Annotated in this window: 20 protein-coding genes; 17 read left to right on the top strand and 3 right to left on the bottom strand. The window is 42.2% G+C overall.

Features of this window, described 5'->3' with window-relative positions; translation table 11 throughout:
- Positions 1-284: 284 nt before the first annotated feature.
- The 7 genes from M1K58_RS27595 (at position 285) to M1K58_RS27565 (ending at position 4,478) form a co-directional block, all read left to right on the top strand.
- On the top strand, positions 285-710 hold the full coding sequence (locus M1K58_RS27595; RefSeq protein ID WP_256762129.1) for a hypothetical protein: 426 nt from the start codon (positions 285-287) through the stop codon (positions 708-710).
- Positions 711-758: 48 nt separating this feature from the next.
- The gene (locus tag M1K58_RS27590) at positions 759-1,196 is read left to right on the top strand and encodes a hypothetical protein (protein ID WP_256762128.1); all 438 of its coding nucleotides are present in this window, start codon (positions 759-761) and stop codon (positions 1,194-1,196) included.
- 27 nt (positions 1,197-1,223) lie between these two features.
- Entirely contained in the window at positions 1,224-1,961 is a 738-nt protein-coding gene (locus tag M1K58_RS27585) for an alpha/beta fold hydrolase (RefSeq protein WP_256762127.1), read from the top strand.
- 155 nt (positions 1,962-2,116) lie between these two features.
- Positions 2,117-2,533 carry a GNAT family N-acetyltransferase gene (locus M1K58_RS27580; protein ID WP_256762126.1) on the top strand — a complete coding sequence of 139 codons (417 nt, stop codon included), beginning with the start codon at positions 2,117-2,119 and terminating at the stop codon, positions 2,531-2,533.
- Positions 2,534-2,657: 124 nt separating this feature from the next.
- Positions 2,658-3,212 (top strand): nucleotidyltransferase family protein, encoded by a 555-nt coding sequence (locus M1K58_RS27575; protein ID WP_256762125.1) that lies wholly within the window; start codon positions 2,658-2,660, stop codon positions 3,210-3,212.
- A gap of 143 nt (positions 3,213-3,355) precedes the next feature.
- Complete coding sequence (locus M1K58_RS27570) at positions 3,356-3,940, top strand: bifunctional transcriptional activator/DNA repair enzyme AdaA (RefSeq protein ID WP_256762124.1); 585 nt, start codon at positions 3,356-3,358, stop codon at positions 3,938-3,940.
- Positions 3,927-4,478, top strand: a complete 552-nt coding sequence (locus tag M1K58_RS27565; protein WP_256762123.1) for a methylated-DNA--[protein]-cysteine S-methyltransferase — start codon at positions 3,927-3,929, stop codon at positions 4,476-4,478. Before M1K58_RS27570 ends, M1K58_RS27565 begins: the two co-directional genes overlap by 14 nt.
- Before the next feature lie 77 nt (positions 4,479-4,555).
- Here the strand turns inward: M1K58_RS27565 and M1K58_RS27560 are convergent, their stop codons facing one another.
- Together M1K58_RS27560 and M1K58_RS27555 are read right to left on the bottom strand one after the other, a co-directional pair.
- Positions 4,556-4,990, bottom strand: a complete 435-nt coding sequence (locus M1K58_RS27560; protein WP_256762122.1) for a hypothetical protein — start codon at positions 4,988-4,990, stop codon at positions 4,556-4,558.
- A 63-nt stretch (positions 4,991-5,053) separates the two neighbouring features.
- Positions 5,054-5,992, bottom strand: a complete 939-nt coding sequence (locus M1K58_RS27555) for a DNA-3-methyladenine glycosylase family protein (RefSeq protein ID WP_256762182.1) — start codon at positions 5,990-5,992, stop codon at positions 5,054-5,056.
- Between the two features lie 208 nt (positions 5,993-6,200).
- Here M1K58_RS27555 and M1K58_RS27550 point away from each other — a divergent pair, with 208 nt between their 5' ends.
- Both M1K58_RS27550 and M1K58_RS27545 read left to right on the top strand, forming a co-directional pair.
- Complete coding sequence (locus M1K58_RS27550; protein WP_256762121.1) at positions 6,201-7,292, top strand: glycosyltransferase family 2 protein; 1,092 nt, start codon at positions 6,201-6,203, stop codon at positions 7,290-7,292.
- Entirely contained in the window at positions 7,292-7,924 is a 633-nt protein-coding gene (locus tag M1K58_RS27545) for a glycerol-3-phosphate acyltransferase (RefSeq protein WP_256762181.1), read from the top strand. Before M1K58_RS27550 ends, M1K58_RS27545 begins: the two co-directional genes overlap by 1 nt.
- A gap of 88 nt (positions 7,925-8,012) precedes the next feature.
- On the opposite strand, the gene M1K58_RS27540 is transcribed toward M1K58_RS27545, so the two are convergent.
- Positions 8,013-11,144, bottom strand: a complete 3,132-nt coding sequence (locus M1K58_RS27540; protein WP_256762120.1) for a beta-galactosidase — start codon at positions 11,142-11,144, stop codon at positions 8,013-8,015.
- 245 nt (positions 11,145-11,389) lie between these two features.
- Here M1K58_RS27540 and M1K58_RS27535 point away from each other — a divergent pair, with 245 nt between their 5' ends.
- The 8 genes from M1K58_RS27535 to M1K58_RS27500 all read left to right on the top strand — a co-directional run bounded on the left by M1K58_RS27535 (position 11,390) and on the right by M1K58_RS27500 (position 21,307).
- Entirely contained in the window at positions 11,390-13,171 is a 1,782-nt protein-coding gene (locus M1K58_RS27535) for a cache domain-containing sensor histidine kinase (protein ID WP_256762119.1), read from the top strand.
- On the top strand, positions 13,146-14,768 hold the full coding sequence (locus M1K58_RS27530) for a response regulator transcription factor (RefSeq protein ID WP_256762118.1): 1,623 nt from the start codon (positions 13,146-13,148) through the stop codon (positions 14,766-14,768). Before M1K58_RS27535 ends, M1K58_RS27530 begins: the two co-directional genes overlap by 26 nt.
- 126 nt (positions 14,769-14,894) lie before the next feature.
- Entirely contained in the window at positions 14,895-16,214 is a 1,320-nt protein-coding gene (locus M1K58_RS27525; RefSeq protein WP_256762117.1) for an extracellular solute-binding protein, read from the top strand.
- 80 nt (positions 16,215-16,294) lie between these two features.
- Positions 16,295-17,182, top strand: coding sequence for a carbohydrate ABC transporter permease (locus M1K58_RS27520; protein WP_256762115.1), 888 nt, complete (start codon positions 16,295-16,297; stop codon positions 17,180-17,182).
- Positions 17,175-18,008 carry a carbohydrate ABC transporter permease gene (locus tag M1K58_RS27515; protein ID WP_256762114.1) on the top strand — a complete coding sequence of 278 codons (834 nt, stop codon included), beginning with the start codon at positions 17,175-17,177 and terminating at the stop codon, positions 18,006-18,008. The genes M1K58_RS27520 and M1K58_RS27515 overlap by 8 nt, the downstream gene beginning before the upstream one ends.
- Before the next feature lie 23 nt (positions 18,009-18,031).
- On the top strand, positions 18,032-19,354 hold the full coding sequence (locus M1K58_RS27510; RefSeq protein WP_256762113.1) for a glycoside hydrolase family 125 protein: 1,323 nt from the start codon (positions 18,032-18,034) through the stop codon (positions 19,352-19,354).
- A 638-nt stretch (positions 19,355-19,992) separates the two neighbouring features.
- A complete protein-coding gene (locus M1K58_RS27505) occupies positions 19,993-20,628 on the top strand; it encodes a hypothetical protein (RefSeq protein ID WP_256762112.1) in 636 nt (211 codons plus the stop codon).
- Between the two features lie 121 nt (positions 20,629-20,749).
- A complete protein-coding gene (locus M1K58_RS27500; protein WP_256762110.1) occupies positions 20,750-21,307 on the top strand; it encodes a DJ-1/PfpI family protein in 558 nt (185 codons plus the stop codon).
- Positions 21,308-21,516: the final 209 nt, after the last annotated feature.

Raw genomic sequence — 21,516 nt, 5'->3', positions numbered from 1 at the left:
CCGCTGTCAACCCTAGAGATGGACACTGAATTAAGTGCCCACTCTAGGGTTCTTCTTTGCGTGCATAAGCTCTTCAATGTAGTTTTGATTTACTCGGATTATCCACTCCGTACCTATCATATGCTAAACTAGGACTATCATAATTTTCCATTTAATGAGGGGATGGTCATCTGGCGGGGAATTTATTATATATACCGTACACGATTTTAATGATGATTGGTCTGATTGTCCTCGTAATAGTGATCAGTTTTAAAAAAGATAAAAGAGCTATGAAGGGCTTCTTGATGATTTCGTTACCCCTAATTATTTTATTTCAATTTTACTTTTGGAATTTAAATTTTAATAACTATGTGAAAAGCTATTTGTTCGCAAGTAAAGGATTTGAATGTGAATATGAAGAAGAATTGAAAAACCTAATTATTCCTCTTCCTGAAAGAACGGTATTTAAAGGAAAGCAAGATGGCTGTTCTCCATTCTATATCACCTATGTGAATGTTACGGATTTTGAATCCTTCTATCAGAAAGAGTTAAAGTCGCTGAAAAACCAAGGGAAAATTCAAAGCTATCGTGATATTGAACGTACGGATAAGGATTGGACTGAAGATCAAGGGTTTGTGGTTGAGCTACCCTCGGGTTCGACGATCGAAATCTTTACTTACACAATAAAAGGTTCTGGGATTATTGCTATCGATTATCAACGAAGTCATTAAGTAATGCTGCAAGGGATATTTCAATGCTGCTCTACAGGGGGATGTAAAATGAAAAGAACGATCATCTTAGGAATCATTGCGTTCCTTCTCATACCCTTCCAGATTGCTTCAGCGGATTGGGCTTCTCGTTTTGTTGTTTATTCCAACGATATTTATGAATTGACGGATGAAAGCGTCATTCCCAATGAAATTGGAAAAAAGGTTGGGGAAGTCACTCGATATTCAGATCATGAAGGAACGTATAGGGGCAACTTTTCAAATACTTTTCCGAAGGGTACAGCTTATTTTTCTATTAAGGATATAGATCCAAAAGAGGTTATTGCAGTAAAGACGATAGAGAATACATATTTGAAAGCAATGAATAAAGGTCACTATGACAATGATCTTCTTGAAAAGCAATATCGATATTGGAGCTATTTATTAATTGGTGTACTTATTCTAGTCATTAGTATCCTTATCATTAGAAGACAAAAGAGAACGACATAGTTGGAAGTGAGATAAGGGGGTAGAGTCATGAATTTCATATCTGATTACTGTAATCTCGATAAGAATAGGATACACTTCTTGGACTCAAAACCAGAATCTAATCCACTAATGACTCCACTGTTAATCTGCCCTGGATTGTCTGAAACTGCCGAAGAGTATGCGGATCTATTAACTCAACTATTACCTAGACGAGTGGTAGTCTTATCGTTTAGGGGGCGAGGTAAAAGTGACTCTCCTCTACGAGGATACGATCTCATTGATCATATTCAGGATATAGAAGCCATTGTTAGTCATTTATCACTTGAAAGTTTTAATCTATTCGCTTATTCCAGAGGAGTTTCATTTGCTCTGGGTTACATGTACAACAATCCAAATAAAATCAAAAAAGTGATCCTTCAAGACTATCCACCAGAGCATAAGCAGATGTCTACAGAGTGGGCAGATGATTATATTCATAACTACCTAATCCCCTTTAAGAGAACAGGGAATATTTCTGAAATTGCAGTTAATGGAATTGCAAGAGACGCTACTCAAATTCCTTTTAACGAGATGATTACAAAACCAGTGTTAATTCTGCGGGGGATGCTAGAAGGAACATTGATAACTGAAGAAGATGTACAGAAGTATAAAGAGCTAATAGAAGACTGTACCGTTATTGAGTTTTTGGAATCGGGGCATGACATTAGGAGTTCGGAAAGCGAAAAGCAACTTGAGGTCATTCAAGCTTTCTTAAATGAAGCGGGAGAGAAAATTGAACAAAGATAGATAGGAATCAGCAGTAAGAGTTAGAAATGAACACCCCGGTATTTGCACGTCAGCAGACAAGCTATTAATATAGAGATGACTCCATGTTACGGGTGGGGTAAAAATTAGAATTGAACGTTGAACATCTACAACATTAGAAATGGAAGTGCATTGCGATGTTAATAAACCTAGAAGCCAGATTAGACGATAGCAATATACAGGAAATTGTTGAATACAGTGTTTATTCGGATTCCGAGAAGCTGGTGGAAACGATCGAGGCCTATAAGAATGATCCTGAATTGGAGCTGTATGGTTACGAGGTCGAGGGAGAAGTCATCGGCATCATTGGTGTTCGCTTGAATGTGAAGAAGGAACTGCAAATTGAGCATATTGCCATTACTCCAGACAACAGGGGCTTGGGATATGGTCGCGGGATCATCCTAGAGGTCATTGAATTGAAAGCTCCAACGCTGATTACTGCGGAAACCGATGAAGATTCCGTTAACTTCTACCGAAATATCGGGTTCGAGATTGAAAGTCTGGGAGAAAAATACTTCGGTGTTGAGCGATTCAAATGCGTGTATCCGGTCTAAATTAAACGATCCCCCTAAGATAAGAGCTATCGAAGGGGGATTTCTGTCTTTACGTGAAATACGGGAGTGGATGATATCGAAGGGATTAACAAGCTATAAACTAATAGCTAAAAGGAGGTTCTTTATGTTTGATCATAAGTTGAATTTAAAAGAGATTTTAGCTACGCACCCAAGTTTAATGAGGGATCTGGAGTTAGTTCAAGATCTAAATTTACCCAATTGGTGTATTGCAGCAGGATATGTACGAAACTTTGTTTGGGATTATCTCCATAATCAAGAGAGCAATACTCCATTGAATGACGTTGACGTCTTATACTATGACCGAGAAGATGAGACCGAGGAAACAGAAAAGCGTTATGAAAGCAGGTTAAAGGACAAGTTCTCTGAATACAATTGGTCGATCAAAAATCAGGCCAGAATGCATGATAGAAATCATGAAAATCGGTATGTGTCAGTAGAAGATGCGATGTCAAGATGGCCTGAAACGGTCACTGCTATTGGAATAACGTTAGATCAGATGAACAATTTGGAGATCATAGCGCCCTATGGATTAAGTGACTTATTTGAATTGAAAGTCAGAATGAGCCCATTATTTAGGGATCCCGAGTATTTTAAGACAAGAGTCCAGAACAAAAATTGGTTAAAGACTTGGCCGAAGCTAGAGCTAATAGAACAATAAGTTCTTGGTTAGGCACCTTTGCCAACTAGAGGGCTTATTTTTTTTATCCGTACCCAATTAGCCGCTGTCGATATGTTGCTATCCTATTCCCGCGCACTACTATTGGAATAAAGATTGGATTATACTTTGGTCATGAGGTGAAGATGATGGATCAGAAGTTATTTGACCTTGTTTATGAAGCTGTTGTGAATCGAGAAGCGACCTATGAAGGTGTTTACTATACTGGTGTTAGGAGCACGAAGATCGTATGTCGACCTACTTGCCGTGCCAGAACCCCGTATGCCATTAATGTAACGTTTTATCGCTCATTAGAAGATGCGCTCGATGCGGGCTTTCGGCCTTGTAAGAGATGTAAGCCTGAAGCGAATGGTGCTCTGCGACCAGACGCAGCTTTGGCAGCGCAAGTAGATGCGATTATTGAGACACAATATAAGGACAAGCTGACATTGCCACTATTGGCAACGTCTCTAGCGATAAGCCCCTATCATCTGCAGCGGGTGTATAAGCAAGTGACAGGATTTTCTCCTGCGGAAAAAACTGAGCGTGTTCGATTATCACATGCACAGAGACTATTATTGGATTTAACTACCCCAATTGCGGAGATTGGTGCCGCTGTGGGCTATGGCAGTCCATCCCATTTCACTTCTTGGTTTAGTCGGAGAACGGGTATCTCTCCTACAGTTTATCGGAATGGACACAAAGGAGGAGATTCGTTTGACAGTCAATAGAAAATATCGACAAACGGTAATGGGGCTAAATCAGCCATGGACACTTATAGCTACTGAGAACGGAATTAGTCAATTGTTATATCCTCCGCTACCGGCATCGTTGGGTGGATTGAATCAAGATTTGTTTCAAGAGGATCAGATGTTTGAGGACCGCAGCTTATTTGTTGAATTCGGTATCCTTGAATTATTGGAGCAGTATTTTGCAGGTGTTCCCGTCAGCTTCGATAAGGTCCCTCTGGATGTAGGAGGAACAACGTTTCAACGAAGTGTATGGACAACGCTAAGCCAAATCCCTCATGGGGAAACTTGGACGTATAAGCAGCTTGCCAGCACAATTGGAAAACCTTCGGCAATACGAGCAGTAGGCACTGCGATTGGACGCAATCCATTGCCCATTGTGTTACCTTGCCATCGGGTTGTTGGTTCTAACGGTACGTTAACTGGATTCAGAGGGGGGCTGCAACTGAAGAAGGATATCCTCGCTTTAGAAGGGATAACCCATTTGAATGCCGTCGGACATGAGCGGTTCCAGTTTTGAGCTGAAGTGTCACGTTAACGAACGGGAGTATGCTTAATAGCAGCTCCTGTTTTTTTTGCTGTAATCTAGTTCACTGGTTAATCATTCCAGATCGAACTTAAATCATTCTGATGAACAAACTTCTGAAGATCAACATCCAATACAACGATGATTTGTTTGTGATTATCTAGAAACAATAGTGCTGTTGGCTTAGCGCCGTGCTCAAGGAATAAATACAACTCGTTAATCTTGTTTGAATAGTACTTGTGAGGAACTTGTATGGGTGATGGGAATGGGATATGGAGAACGAGTCCACTTGACGGATTCATGGAAAAACCTCCATATACAGTGGGCGAGGATTGGAGAAGCTCAAGCACTGAGTCTTTTAACTCAGCGGTTAAGGGCATTACTTTTACTACCTTCTCTTGCTTAACATCAAAGACAGCGACAGTAGATAGTTCTTTGGATTTAACATCATCAGTAGCAAAAAGTAGAGAAATGACGGTTAAAGCGACCATTATTCTGAATTTCATAAAATCACCTCTCAGGAATTATTCCCAAGAGGTGTGGAGGTTATTAGTGGTCGGATAAGGGAGCTAGGGAGTCGCATCAACAGGCGTCAGGCTTCGCCATAGATAGAAAACCGCATAGGCTTCCCACTCCTTCCAAGGGAAGAAGAGTTGCTTGATTTCATCCAAGGAAGGCTTTTGTGATCTATTTAGCAGGAGTTTCAGTGCAGTTTGTAAGGCAGCATCTCCGATCGGGAATGCAGAAGGATCTCTGAAACACCGCATCAGCACATAGTTAGCCGTCCAAGGTCCAATTCCTCGTATCGTTATCAGCTGCGACTCAATCGCTTTGAAATCAGAGGATGACAGCAGTGCATGCTTCGAGAGCTCTCCCTGTTGCATGAGTTGAGCGATATGGATAATGTACTCAGCTTTCTTACTCGTAAACTGTAGCTTCTTCAAATCATCTACTAATATAGAAGCAACATCTTCTGGCTTTGGGAACAGCCAATATGTACGACTGTTCCACTCCATAGGCTTACCAAATGCTTCAACGAAACGCTTTTTCAACGTATATGCGAATGTCAGATTGATCTGTTGCCCGATGACAGCCCAGCATAACGCTTCGAACAAATCAGGGACTCCGATAATGCGCATGCCGTAATAATCGGTTGCCAGCTTGCTGAGTAGGGGATCATTCGCTGCTATGTGATAGAAGGGGGCTAAATCTCTATGGAGATCGAACCACTCCTGCACATAATGAACAATCGACTCCCAAACGGTACGATCACGAGGTAGACTATCCACAAGGCGGATCCAAATAGTAGAAGCATCGCTTTCGCTAATTTCGATTAAGATGGGCTCATGCTCAATCTCAATGAGCTTATAAATATGGCGATTCTCCACATGATGTAAGCACTCCATAGTTGACCTAGTCAGATAGAGTAAAGTTTCGTTATAGCTAAACGCGTAGGGGACATCTACTAACGTACATCCCGTGATCTCTTCATATTTGAAATTTAGCATGTCTTGTTGACGTATAGTCATGTAATCCCTCCAACTGAACCTCTGTATCATTCATTATTCATTATTATAAACGGTCGATAGACTATAGATAATACGATACGAATAGGATAGCAATATTTCGATAGTACAAAGTTCTAGAAAGAAATAATCAATTAACTAATACAAGCCATCCCCTCATAGATATAGAAGTACGAAGGGGGATCAGTACATGTGGATGGTTATTCTATTGCTAGTCGGATGCCTCTCAGGCTTTTTTCTGTTTCGAAAAAACACGTTGCCCCTTACCCATGAGCCTCATCAGAATCTACGAAGGCTGTCTGTTATCATTCCTGCTAGAAATGAACAATGTAATTTACCACATCTGCTTGATTCCCTTAAGTCGCAAACTGTTCACCCCTTTGAAATCATTGTTGTAGATGATTTCTCAGATGACCGGACTAGGGAGATAGCGGAAAGCTATGGGGTCAAGGTGATTCCCAATAGTAGCATCCCAGAGGGATGGACAGGGAAGAGCTGGGCCGTGTGGAATGGATATTTGCACGCCTCTGGCGATGTCTTCGCCTTTTTGGATGCGGATATTAGGCTGGCACCTAACGCATTATCAGCATTAATTCAAGCGAGGGAACGCTCGAAGGGCGTCATCTCGGTTGTTCCCTTTCATCATACGGAGAAGCTGTATGAGAAGCTCGCCATGGTGTTGAATATGCTTGGAATCTTCACGTTCACTTCGATTTTCGAACGAAGAAATCCGGGAAAAGGACTTTATGGCTCCTGTATCCTGGCTTTAAGAGAGGATTATGAAAAAATCAACGGGCATGAAAGCGTGAAATCCGAGGTGCTGGACGATTTGTTTCTGGGATCGAAATTTAGTGAAGCTGGTGTCCCGATCAACAATTATATCGGGTACGGCTTAGTATCGTTCCGTATGTACCCGCAAGGCATCCAAAGTGAAATTGAGGGCTTCAGTAAAGGTGCTGTCCTAAGCACCTCAACACTAAGCCTGTTGACGATTATCCCCATAGCGATGTGGGTGGTGGGACTCATCGTTTCGGGGACTGTGTTTATATTTGCGAACACTTCATGGGCAGTGCCGTTATTCATCGGTTATCTCATGTATATGGTTCAATTGTTTTATTTCATTAGATATGTGGGTGCATTTGGGTTCGTGATACCCATTCTGCATGTTGTGTCGACCCTATTTTTCATTGGTATCATGCTGTATTCGTTGTACCAGGTCGTTATTCTAAGGAAAGTAAGATGGAAGGGAAGGCACATCCGAGTAGGAGGCAAACGGAGTTGATGATCATTTTGTTGACTGCGGGTTCATTCCTTTCGGGTTCACTGATGTTTTCATATTGGTTGGGTCTTATGACTAACAAAGATCTGAAAGCCGTTGGCGACGGAAATCCGGGTGCGATGAACTTGTGGAAGTCATCAGGTTATCTATTCGGGATTGCCGGTATTATGTTGGATTTCCTTAAAGGATATGTTCCTCTTATGCTGATTAGGGGAAGCGAATATGCCCAAGGTAATCTTATCATTCCTTTAGCTATAGCACCGATTGCAGGTCATGCTTTTTCTCCCTTTCTTAGAGGGAGGGGAGGAAAAGCCATTGCCGTCACCTTCGGGATATGGAGTGCATTAACGGGGTTCGAGATTTCATTGGTCTACGCCGTCATTTTAGCTCTGTTGGTGGTTTTGACGCATTTGATAAACAAGAGGAAGTGCATACTTAACCCCGTGGAAGCGGGAGGCTTGCAAGTCGTGACCGGCATGATGCTCCTGTCCATCTACTTAATGTTAAGTACGTTTTCTGCTGCCATATGGTGGGTGTGGCTTGGCAACTTTGTTATTCTAGTGTATACCCACAGAATGGTGTTACGTACGTGGATAAGAAGAGGGGGTTCCGAAGCTTCTGAAGCTGATCAATAGCGATTTGGAATCCATTGCATATTGAAATGCAAACAGCGCGAACCGGTAACTCTTACGGTTCGCGCTGTTGCGTTTAATTGTTCTAATGTTAGCCCTGAACGATAACGTTAACCTCATGAGGACGGTATACCGTTTGAAGCTTACCGTTGCAATCTGTCGTGAACATGACGGTACGTTCGCTTTCTAATGTGAACGAATACGTTTGGCTCGTAATTGGATTGGTTATCCGAACGTCTGCATCTGCTCCAAATTCGGAAACAAAGATATACAAGTCGCCATCCTTGAAGCTTAGCTTGCGACCATATACGCCGGAGTATTCGCCGCCTTGCTCCCAGACCAGCTCTGGTGTAACGCCGGCTTGCACAATCGCGTGACGGTACAATGTAGCGATTGAATCCGCACGATCATTCATTTCAACAGGCAATCCACACCAGAGAATTCGACCTTTCCCTAGCTTCAACTCTCGCACAGAAGCAGTAGATTTCACCACTTTACCATCCACCGATTCAAGCACAGCCTCTTTCGCTAGCTTGGCAATTTTACGTCCGCCATAAGAGAGGTGTACGTTCTGTCCGTCCAGCGTGAACATTTCCTCACGTAGCACATTGCCAACTGAGCGGGAACCGAACAGCTCGCTAAACCGATCAGACTTATGCCAATATTCATCCAAGCTGCTAGGCCCGGTAAATAATAAAGTTGTTTCATGCTTAGCAACATGATCAAGCAGTTGTTCCATAGCTGCGTCGCTGAAATTATGCGCACTTGGCACAATAATGAGCTTAGCAGGCTGATCATTTAGTGCTTCTAGCTGATATTCGCCCATCGCTCGGAAGGGTACATTCATATCATGAGCAAGCACTCGTGTCGCACGACTTGTGGCTTCCACAGCGAAGCGACGGTTGGATAAATCGTTCGAATACGGGAATATCATGACGATATCCTCTAATTTACGACCGACGAACAAATCACGGATTTCGCCCATAAATTGACCGAAATCATAGGAAACATTCGCTTCAGGCTTTTCGGTGCCATCTGCACGCAATGCCCCAATATTCGATTCGTTAACGTTGTTCATGAAGTAATTTGTGTTCCACAGCCATTGTACGGCTCCTGCTCCACCTGTGGAAAATGCATAAGCATATTTGCGCTCAAGAATATTGCGTAATTCTTCTTCGCTCCGCTTAGCCATACCGTCCGGGGTTTCCACATACATAATACCTGTTTCTTGGATGACATTCGGCTTGTACGGTGTTTTGGCAAATATGCCGTCCCATACGAGCTGGTCCATTAACCACCAGGAATGGTTTGTGGTGTAATCCATAGCCTTTTCATAGAAGAATGGGGAAGGGCGCTGTGCATTTAACCCTTCGTCTTGTCCAATCGTAATGAGGTGATTTGGTGCAAATGAACGGATCGTTTCATTTAGCTCGTTAGCCCAACGGTTCAGCATATCCATGGAGAATAATGCATAATCCAGCCAACGTGTACCCTTCTTACCTGAGTGTACATCCTGAATGTCCGAATTGATGTCACTATCTTCCGGAATACGGACTGCTTCAAAGCTTGGAAGATTGACCGGTGTCATTCCCCAACGTTGTTGAAGCTCGCGGATCGAGCCATGACGTTGAGTCAACCATTCGATATAAGCCGCTTTCTCATAAGGATCATGTGCACTACGTGGACCTTTAGAGAAAATCCGTTTCGGATCGAACATAGATGGTTCGTTGATCAAATCCCAGTGGACGTTCGTTGTCTTGCTGTGACGCGAGACGATGGATCCGACAAAACGTTTTTGAGCTTCTACGCTACGCGGATCAAGATAGGGATTTAATCCTTCCCACAGCTCTGGAGCGAATGAGAAGAAGCAGAAAGTAAGCTCAAGATCATGCTTCTTCGCAGTCATAACAAAGGCATCAATCGCCCGTAGCACGTCTTCTGACGGATGACCATCGAGTAGCATCATTTGACGATAGCCTGTCCAAATTCCGGTACGGATATAGTTGATACCTGCTTTTTTCATCGCGTCCATATCTCGATCCCATACCGCCACATTCGGCAAGAATAGGAAGTTACGAGCAACATCACTAGTCATATAGGTCATTCCCACAAGAGGTAACGGACGACCATCCTTGAAGAAGTAATCACGATCACAGGTGATGGGTTCACCTTCCTGAAGCATTTGCTCATCCCAGCACCAAATGCCTTGACGCATCGTCTTACTTTCACCGGTATTCGAAGTCAGATCGGCACGCATCGTATATTGCCCCGCTTGTAACTCTAACGGCACGTTAATCGTGAAGGACTGTTGCTCACGCGAGCCTGCCAACACGTAAGTTTGTGTCCATTCAGCATGAGGTTCTCCACCTTGATCTTTACCGAATACAAGCTTAACTGACCATTCCTTGTTGGAGTTATCTCCTAGTTCACCAAGCGTTTGCCATTGGAACTTAAACTTAGCCCGATCTCCTGGATCATAGCTGGCATAGCTCGGTTTTAACCATAATTCTGTAACGCCACGAGCGCTGTATTCCGCCCATGCCATAACCGCTTCCGCACCCATAGCATTCCAGAACGAAGCTCGAAGAGGCTGATTAACGAACATCCACCGACTTCCGGCATACACTCCTCGTACATTTTCGAGCATCACAATAGGTGCGCCTACTTCTCGGCCATCCTTAGAGATTGCTGTAACTAAAGGTTGGATATGTGTGTTCATCGTGCCTAAAGAGCCCATTTCATGTGGGATTAACGTCTCCTTACTTACATGCAACACTAAGCTGAATGTTGGCTCTATCGTTAATCCATTGATGTATGGTGAACAAACGGGATTATCTAGGGATCCGACCAAATGATCGAAGGGCTCAGGCTGAACAGGCATGGCCTCATGTATGTTCAAATGCTGATGGTAGGAAGTTTGTTGAACCTCTTCCACCCATTGACCATTCTCTTGGTATACGGGAATACGGAATGGAGCTCCTCCGATACTGAGCAACGAACCGCCGCGCTTTAGATAGCTTAAAATTTGATTCCAGCTATCTTTAGGGAAATAGGGGGCATGTAGGTTAACAAAACTTCCACCTTCTAGTGCAGCTAATGCTTCGTCAAGTGCATCGACGCTAACAACAGTTGCTCCTTCTTCGAGCTTGATTAAGGAAGCTTGATCGATTTGGTCACCAGCATAAGGAAATGTTGGATCATATAAAACAACGATGTGATTCATAGTTGAATTGTCCCCTTTCGGCACGATACTCATAATAATCCAACATTATCATGTCACAAAGGATAAAAACATAAAAAAAACTATTCAAATGTCCAATTATCTATGAGATGTGACACTAATCGGGATGGCTGGTCGGTTGTTTCACTTTAAAGATGTATGCTATATTCATTTTTCTGAAACAATGTATGGGATTGGGATAGTCGTTGAATCATGACTTAGGCAAGAAAAGGTGGGGGAAGGTAGTCATGTTACAGAAGGGTCGAAAGCGATTTATTAGCTTGCAGTACAAAATTTTATTTTTTATTTTAATTCTGGTTCTTATTCCATTGCTGGTAGTGGGCATATTGTCTTATGTCAAATCTTCGGAAATCATTCGTCAAAAGGTAAGCGTGTCAGATCTCAATACGGTGTCGCAAATTGGGCAAAACCTCGAATACATGTTTGATTTTTTCAACGATACGTCGCTTTTTATGATGCAATCAAGCGAGGTTAGGCAATTTCTGAAAATGAAAACGGATGAAGATCCGATCGCTTATAACGAACAAAAGGCAATAACGGAGCAGCTGTTGACTAATTTACCGAATATGAAATCATTTGTACAATCGATTCAGCTTGAAGGGTTGCACGACAACCGTTTAAATGCGCGTGGAAAAGTGCAACCCTTACGACCAGATCAAATCTCCGACATATTGGCACGTAAGGGGCAGCCACGGTGGCATTTAAATGATGTTGTACTTGGAAATGGAACGAAAAAGAAAGTCATCTCTTATGAAAGGGAGATAAAGGATATCAACAATATCTCCCTTTCACTGGGTGTTGTACAAATGAATATGGATCTGGACGCTGTACGGGGATTGCTGGAGAGCCGCCTTAGCGGGGATATTGACGGATATTATCTCGTAAATGAGCAGTATTCGATCATCGCGTCGACGAATGTGAATCATGAGAACCTAATGATGCCAGATATTATTAGAGGCTCATTAGCGCTAGTGAACCAACAAGGGTACTTGGAGCTTACGATAGATCATACGCCATATATGCTAACTTACGTTGAGATAAAGCCTCTGAATTGGCATATCCTTCATCTCGTACCGGCGCAAGAGCTGTTGAAAGAAAATCAAGTCATCCCGCGGATTATTATCATTACAATTCTGATTACTTTTATCGTGTGCGCGGGGATGGCCTATTTGTTCTCAAGGCAAATTATAATCCCGATTCGTAAGCTAAGTGGCTTGATGAGTCAAGTGGAAGATGACCATTTTACAGCCCATATTACGGTTTCAGGGAATGATGAAATTACACAATTAGGGCTAAGCTTTAATAAAATGCTTGAACGATTACGCGAATTGATATCTGAAGTATACACAGCGCAGCTTAATAAGAAGGAAGCAGAGCTAAAGGCTTTCCAAGCGCAAATCAATCCCCACTTCTTATATAACACACTGGATACGATTTACTGGATGAGCCGTATGGAAAAAGCGTTCGAGACGTCCGAGCTTGTACAGGCGTTGTCCAAATTGTTCAGACTTAGCCTCAATAGTGGACGCGAAATTACGACTGTGCGCGATGAAGTTGAGCATCTCCGCCATTATGTCGTTATTCAACAAAAGCGCTATGAAGAAATGATTGATTTTCAAATTTCAGTAGATGAGGAAACGCTGGATTGTCATACTGTTAAATTAATTTTGCAGCCCTTTGTAGAAAATGCGATTGTGCATGGGATTGAGAAAAAGGGTGATTCAGGTATTATTCGAGTGGAAATCAAACAAGAACAAGATTTGTTAGTTTTCTATATCTCTGATTCAGGGAATGGCGTTGACTTGGAGGAGATCCAGCATTTGTTAGAGCATTATGGCGACAACAATAAGGGCTTCGCTGTGAAAAATATTAATGATCGTATTCAACTGTATTTTGGTAAACAATATGGTATCGAATTTATGAATCGACCGGAAGGAACCGTCGTTAAAGTGATTCAACCGTGGATTAAGGGAGAGATGACACATGATCAAGCTGATGATCGTCGATGATGAGTCCATCATACGCAGAGGAATTCGCACTTCCATCGATTGGTGGACATTGAATGTAGATATTGTTGGTGAGGCGCGGAACGGCAAACAAGCCTTAGACCTCGTTCAGGATTTGAAGCCGGATATCGTGGTTACGGACATTCGCATGCCGCATATGGACGGATTAGAGTTCGCTCAACAATTGAAAGAGCAGTACCCACATATCAGAATTATTATTTTGAGCGGGTATGATGATTTTGACTATGCTAGACAAGCTTTGAAGATTGGGGTAACCGAATATTTAATGAAGCCAGTGGGTGCGGAGGAATTATCAGCCCTTATTAGCAGATTAGGGACCGAAATTACTCAGGAAAAGCTTCAAAATGAAAAAGAACAGAGCAACCAGTTTCTGATGCGTGAGAATTTCCCTTATATTCAGCGGATGTGGTTGAATCGCTTGTTAAAAGGGGACATGAAGATTAATGATGCGGTAATTGACAAGGCCGCTCAGTTACGTATTCCGCTAGATGGACCAGAGTATGGTGTCGTCGTTGTGGATGTAGATGATTTTCGATTAAATACAGAGCATGTTTCGGATCGGGAAAAAGAACTGATTCATTACTCGATAAACAACATCGTGGAGGAAGTATTCTCATCCGTGTTTCAATGTACAGCATGTCACAGTGAATTCGATAATATTAATGTGTTGCTTAATGCTAATATGCATAATAAACACCGTATCATGGAAACCTGCATCGAAGCGCAACGTTGTATTGCCCGATACATGAAGCTGTCCGTTACGATTGGATTAGGTCAATATGTAAGCGAACTGGCGGATGTTCATGAGAGCTATCGTCAGGCCGTATACGCAATGCAATGTAAAGTTTATAAGGGGAAAGGGCAGATCATTGCTTATCAGGATGTGGAATCCGAAATTCAAGGGGAATCCTCCAAGTCCAAGCGTGAAATTCTGCTGCCTTCTGAGGATGAGAAGGAATTATTGGAGTACTTAAGTACGATGGATAAAGCGAAAATTGACGAATTGCTCGATACTCGATTTAAACATTTTGCACAATCGTATATTACGTACGAGAAAATTAAAAACATAAGCGTGAAATGGGTTATCTTGGCGATCGCACACCTCGAGCAAATGGGAGTGGATCTGAGCGATAGTAAGTCAGTGGTGCTGAATCCTTATGCTGAAATAGAAAAATATGAAACAACAGACGATATCCAGCAATGGTTAGGTGGTTTATTTAACGTATTCATCGAATCTATCGCCGCGTACAAAAATGTACGTTACAAAAATATCGTTTCCGTTGCCATTAAGTATATCCACGAACACTACTCAGAAGAAATAAGGCTAGAGGACATTTCCTCCCAAGTATTCGTGACGCCGAATTACTTTAGTCGCATATTCAAGGAAGAGACCGGGCAACATTTTACCGAATGGTTAAATAAGTATCGTGTAGAGAAGGCCAAAGTATTGTTGAAGGATAGCAGCGCCAAAATTTACGAGGTAGCAGAGCGGGTGGGCTACAATGACTACAAATATTTCACCCATATTTTCAAGAAGGTAACCGGATTAACCCCCAAGGAGTACCGAAATCAGACGTAAACAATCAATAGGATAGATTTACGGATGTTTTCATAGATATGTCTACTTCTTTCCCCCCTTTTCTTTTATATACTCACCTTATCACCACAAGAAGCAAGGACAAACGTAAAGGGGAGTTGTGTTGTTATGAAAAGAGGATTTAAAAGTGTAACAGCGACGGTACTTATTTCGAGTTTGGCAGTTCTGACAGCTTGCGGCTCCAACAATGCATCTGAAGGAACAGACGGAGTTAAAAAAGCGAAGATCAAGTTCATGCATATGTATGACAAAAACGTCACACCGCCAAGTCATCAAGCCGACTTAATCGAGAAATTCAAAAAAGATAATCCCGATGTTACTTTTGACGAAGAAATTCAATCCCATGATAATTATGAAACAAAAATTAAAACATTGTCAGCAGCAAATGAATTACCAGATTTGTTCCTGGTTAAACCATCGATGGTATCTACATTTGTAGATAATGGATTACTTCTTCCTCTAGATGATCTGCTAGATAAGGATGCATCATGGAAAGATGGATTTGTTGAAGGAAGTCTAGATCCTTATATCGTTGACGGTAAAACATACGGCGTGCAAATGTCTGGCGGACCAACGCATGTTATTTACTACAACAAGGACTTGATCGCCAATGCGGGATTCGCAGAGTTCCCTAAAACTTGGACGGAGTTCGAGACTCTAATTAAAAAATTGGTTGAGCAAAAGGTTACACCGATCTCACTCGGCAACAAGGGGAAATGGGTTGTGAACTCCTCTTATATTAGTACTTTAGGTGACCGCTTTACAGGTACTGAATGGTTCAATAGCCTAGTTTCCAATCAAGGCGCGAAGTTTACAGATCCAGAATTTGTGCAAGCTTTAGGCGCGTTGCAAAACCTCGTGAATATCGGGGCATTCAATAAGGACATGAACAGTATTGATAATAATCAACAAAGAACGAGTTATTATAATGGCAAATCAGCAATGTTCATTGAAGGCTCTTGGGCAGCGAATGCTTTAGAAGCAACTGCACCGAAAGAAATTGTTGAGAAAACGGGTCTTGCGGTATTCCCAGCGATTGAGGGTGCTAAAGGCGCGCAAAACAGTGTATCAGGCGGCGGCGGTTGGGCTTACGCGGTTAATGCGAAAGTAGATCCAGCGAAATTGGATGATATTCAGAAATTGATTAAAAGCCTAACGGATTCTACGGCAGCGAAACTGATATTGGAGTATGGAGATATTCCTTCCAGTAAAGTAGAGGACATTGACAGCATCGAGTTATCACCAATGAGCAAACAGCTTGTTCAATTGTTGGAAACAACGAAATATACGCCAATCTATGATACGCGTATGTCTCCGGGATTAACGGAGGCCATGAATACGACACTGCAAGAGATGATGATTGGTAAGTATACGCCAGAAAAAGCAGCAGAAGTTCTTCAAAAAGAATTCGAAGCTGAAACGAAGTAACAAGCTAAACAGTTTGTCGATATTCTCCTGGGCATACTGCTCAGGAGAATATTATTTTCAAAGTTCGAAGGAGGAGTATTATGAATGATTCAACGGCCATCCGCCCTAAACGGACTACGTTCCTCATATATTTGCTGCCGAGTGTGATTTTGTTTGCTTTTATGGTTCTCGTCCCGGTCATATTGGCTGTAAGATACAGCTTTTTCAAATGGTCAGGCGGTCCCAAAATGGACTTTATCGGGCTTGATAATTATATGACATTACTTACGGATAGTCTTTTCTGGAACGCCTTTTTGAATAACTTGCTTATCGTATTTTTTAGTGTTTTTGGTCAGATTGGGATTGCTTTCGTTATCAGTATCTTTTTGATGTCCAAAGTTGTGAAGTTGAAGGGATTTCACCGTACCGTTATTTTCATTCCAGTTGTTCTATCATCCGTAGTTATCGGATTTTTGTGGGGAATGATCTATAACCAGGACGCTGGGATGTTAAATTGGTTCCTGCAAACGGTTGGCCTAGAGTCGTGGATCAGACCTTGGTTAGATGATCCTAAAATTGTAATGTACTCCGTTACAGTGCCGATTGTTTGGCAATATATTGGGTTCTACCTCATTATCTTCTTGGCCGCGATGCAAAGTATTAACAATGAGGTCTATGAGATGGCTGAGCTAGATGGTGCAACAGGGTTCAAGAAAATGCGATTTATTACACTTCCGTTACTATCCTCCACGATAAAAATTGCCATCATGCTCTGTATAGCGGGGAATATGAAGGCATTCGATAGTATTTTCGTTATGACAGGTGGCGGCCCGGGCAGTAGCTCGACCGTTATGGCACAGTATGCCTATGACACATCTTTCAAAGCGTACAAGCTCGGTTACGGAAGTACGATTTCCGTTGGGATTATGGTGTTAAGCGTTGGGCTGATTATTATTAGCCAGTTGATTGGAGGGAAAAATCGTGACTAAGACAGGCAATAGAATCGGGCGAATTGGGATTAACGTCTTTATGTTCGCTGTATCCTTGTCGTGTATTTTTCCTTTGATTTGGATGTTATATTCTTCTTTGAAAACAGAGCGAGAATTTAGCCTCAATATTATGTCATTACCTACCAAGCCTCAATTCCAAAACTATATCGATGCGTTCGAAATTGGGAAGATGGGTTCGTATTTTTGGAATAGTGCTTTTGTCAGCTTCTTTACTGTTATATTTACGATTTTGTTTGGTTTCTTTACCGCCTACATCTTAGCGCGGTTTAAGTTCCCTTTCCGTAATGTCATTTATTTCATGTTCCTGACGGGTATGCTTATTCCGATTCACGGATTGCTAATTCCTATCTTCATTGAATTCAAAGCATTGGGACTGTTGAATAAACAGATCACGCTTATTTTCCCTTATGTAGCCTTTAATTTATCGATGGCTATCTTTTTGTTCGAGAACTTTATTAAGACGGTGCCGCTTGATGTGGAAGAAGCCGCTTGTATCGATGGCAGCAGCTCGACGAGAACGGTGTTAAGCATCGTATTTCCACTCTGTTTGCCGGTCATTTCGACAGCGATCATTTTGTTTTTCCTCGGTGCCTGGAACGAATTCCCGTTTGCTCTTGTACTTATTGAGAGTGCGGACTTACGTACCTTGCCGATCGGATTGACTAATTTCAACGGACAATACACGGCTAACTATACGCAGATGCTTGCGGCTATGGCTATTGTGGTCTTGCCGGTAATCATCGTGTACTTGGCTTTCGCTAAGAAAGTTATGCAAGGTATGACAGCGGGAGCTGTAAAAGGATAAGGATTAAGGAGGATCACTTCATTATGGAACGTTTTAGGCTGCCTAAAATTGATGCAGGATCGATGTCCATGCCTAAAGGTGTGGAGCAGGTACTACAAAATGCAGAGCAAAAGCTTGCGAATCGTCCGAAGCTACTCACTCTGTTTAAGAATTGTTTTCCGAATACATTGGAAACGACGACCAAATTGATGGATGACGGCACGACCTTTGTCATTACAGGCGATATTCCGGCTATGTGGTTGCGTGATTCTGTCGAGCAGGTGCGTCACTATGTACCTTTTGCCAAAGATGATGTGGAATTACAACGGATTATTGGTGGCTTGATTCAACGTCAAATGTTTTATATTCTCAAAGATCCTTATGCCAATGCCTTTAATGAAGGTCCGAACGATTGGCATTGGGATGCGAATGATGAAACGGACATGTCCCCGTGGGTATGGGAACGGAAGTTTGAGCTTGACTCGATTTGTTTCCCGATGCAGCTTGCCTACTTATTGTGGAAAGAAACGGGCAAAACGAATATTTTCGATGAGAATTTCAAGTTGGCTATGCGGGCAATAGTTGATTTGTGGAAGGTAGAGCAGCGTCATGGTGAAGAGTCCCCTTATACGTTCATGCGCCGTAATTGCCCAGCCATTGATACCCTGCGTAACGAAGGCAAGGGCATGACAGTCAATTATACCGGGATGATCTGGTCCGGATTCCGGGCAAGCGATGATGCCTGCGATTTCCATTACAATATTCCTTCAAATATGTTTGCCGTTGCAGTTCTACGTCAAATGCAGGAGATTGCTCGGTATGTGTACCGTGATGAACTCTTCGTTAAGGAAATGGCTAAGCTTGAGGAAGAAATTGAGCATGGCATTCGATTATATGGGATTTATAATCATCCTAAATACGGTCCTATCTATGCATTTGAAACGGATGGATTTGGGAACTACTGCTTAATGGATGATGCAGGAACACCATCTCTCATGTCGATTCCTTATATCGGTTATATATCAAATGAAGATCCTATCTATCAAAATACACGGAAATTCATTCTCAGTAAGGATAACCCTTATTATTATGAAGGCAAAGTAGCCAAAGGGATTGGTAGTCCTCATACTCCACCGGATTATGTGTGGCATTTAGCGCTTTCCATGCAGGGGTTAACAGCTTCCACTGATGAAGAAATGATGGAAATGATTAACATGATGGAAGCGACGGACGCAGGCACAGGATATATGCATGAAGGCTTTCATGCAGACGATCCAACGCAATTTACGAGAGCGTGGTTCGCTTGGTCTAACAGCATGTTCGCCATGCTGATCAATAAAGCAATGGATCGCGGTTTGTTCGAATAAAGAACAAATAGAGCAGACACATCGTCTGAACCCTCCGCAAAATGCTGTTGCAGCTGTTGCGCCTTAACGCCCCCAACCGTTCCGCTGAAGCCGGAAAGGTCGGGGGCGTTAGATAAGACTTCTCACCCCGGATATCTCGATATCAATTCCATTTAGATCCTTTGATCACGTCAAAGGATCTTTTTTAGTGTTTCACGGCTTATCGAAGGGGATTTCCGCATAAAAAGCGAATACAATTGACAACGATCCGATTGGCGATTGGAGGGGAGCTCATTAGCAGGCTGCACTTTTCAGTTGTTAGGCTGTTTGAAAATTACCCTCGAAGGCGAAGAGCTATCGGAAATCCCCGGCAAAAAAGCTGCTCTGCTGCTGGCTTACTTGATTCTCGCTTTTGACGCGCCTCCCAGCAGAAGGCAAATCGCTTATCTATTCTGGCCTGACTCCACCGAGAAGCAAGCGTTGTCTAATTTGCGGAAGCTTCTTCACGATCTTCGAGAATCCGTTCCGAGAATTGACAGCTATCTGAAGATTACGCACGCATCCATCAGCCTAAATCGTGAACTGTGCCCTTCTAGATATCGATCGTTTTTTATCTCGCTATTGATTACATTAAAGAATCTATGTAAGGAGAAAATCAGATGACCATAATCGACAAATTAGCAACCTCACTCAATCGTAAAGACGAAGGTCCCAATCAGGAACTGGCGAAATTTATTGCCGACCGAGAAGATAGGGAAGCAGTGAAAGAACTGCTTGATAATCTGTATAACAGGGATAAGAATATTCAAAGCGACTGCATTAAAGTACTCTATGAAATTGGAGAACTCAAGCCGTCTTTAGTTGCTGCATACAGCAAAGAGTTTATAGCATTACTTGATCATGGGAACAATCGACTTGTTTGGGGGGCTATGACAGCACTAGACGCGATAACTCTTGAAAATCCGGAAACCATTTATTTATCACTTGACAAAATTGTTGGAATTGCAAACAAAGGATCGGTAATCACCAAAGATCATGGAATAAATATCCTGATTAAACTCTGTTCTCTCAAACAATATACTGATCATGCATTCAATTTGCTCATCGAACAGCTTCAGAGATGCCCGACAAATCAACTTCCAATGTATGCAGAGAATGCAATATCCATCGTTAATGATAACAACAAAGACTTATTCATAAAGACACTTTGCTCACGACTCGACGATATTGAAAAAGACACAAAACGAAAGCGAGTGGAGAAAGTGATTAAGAAATTGGCGAAAACCCGGAAATGACGATTGCTCTTGTTGAGAATGACCGCTTAAAGGCACACGTAACAAAACAGTTGACGGTATATAGCTGGGATTCCTATAATATATTTGATTTAACAAATATGTACAATTGGGAGTGACTGTTATGTCCAAGAAAGTACTGATTGTTACTGGAGACGCTGTCGAGGTTCTGGAAGTCTATTATCCGTTGTATCGACTCATTGAAGAAGGCTATGAAGCAATCGTCGCATCTCCGCAACAGAAGGTATTACATACAGTCTGTCATGATTTCATCGAAGGTTGGGATACCTATACAGAGAAGCCAGCTCATCTGTTGAAATCAGATATTGCCTTCGCAGATGTGAACCCTTCCGACTATGCTGCTCTAATTATTCCCGGCGGAAGAGCACCAGAATATATTCGCAATGATAAGGACCTAGTAGCCATTATCGAACATTTTATTGAGCAGGATAAGCCGATCGGATCGATTTGCCACGGTGCACAGGTTTTCGTAGCTCTTAAGGACAAATCGTACTTTCAAGGGAAAACAGTGAGTGCCTACAATGCTTGCAAAGCTGAAGTAGAATCACTTGGTGCTGTGTACGCTGACGGAACACTTCAAGTGGATGGTAAATTAGTTAGCGGCCATGCATGGCCAGACCTGCCGGGCTTTATGAGAGAATTCCTGAAGCTACTTCGATAGAACAATCGAATTCACAATAAAGATAATATCGAACAATATTTGCAAAAACCGAAGCCAATAGGCCTCGGTTTTTGCAAATATGTCAAGGGCTTCATTATATAGAAAGCTATAGGAAGGAAAAAATCTATTCCTTTAACCAAATGTTCAATATTTTAAAAATCAACATTGAAACTTAATAGCCAACCCCTTTATCATCAAGGGGTTGGCTA

This window comes from Cohnella sp. WQ 127256 (assembly GCF_024519285.1).
Lineage (GTDB): Bacteria > Bacillota > Bacilli > Paenibacillales > Paenibacillaceae > Cohnella.
The sequence above is the reverse complement of the archived record's forward strand: the minus strand, read 5'-3'. Positions and strand labels throughout refer to the sequence as shown.